The organism is Zoogloea sp. LCSB751 (assembly GCF_002028455.1).
In the GTDB taxonomy this organism is placed as follows: Bacteria; Pseudomonadota; Gammaproteobacteria; order Burkholderiales; family Rhodocyclaceae; genus Zoogloea.
Window position 1 is genome coordinate 1 of record NZ_MWUM01000592.1, and the last position, 238, is coordinate 238.

The 238-nt window shown below is 58.4% G+C and carries 1 pseudogene; it reads right to left on the bottom strand.

Going from position 1 to position 238, the window contains the following annotated elements:
• Window positions 1-71: 71 nt before the first annotated feature.
• Window positions 72-238 (bottom strand): annotated as a pseudogene (locus tag B4920_RS29290) (IS21 family transposase); the annotation flags it as partial.

A 238-nucleotide genomic window follows, 5' to 3' on the forward strand; every position in this document is an offset into this window, starting at 1 on the left:
ATCCGCCATGCCAGTCAGTTTCAGGTGTCTCAAGCGGGTCAGCGTTTGTTGGGTCATGGGACGTATCCTCTTTAGTGGAAGCTCTGGGGGCCGCGGATGTTCTCGTGCTCTTGCGGCAGTTCTGGATAACTGAGCTGGCTTGCGGGCAGTTGGTCACGGCCACTGGCCAGCACCGACTTGAGCTGTTTGAGTCGCACCAGTCCTTCCCGATTAGCCAACTGGCAGCAGGCTTCAACCC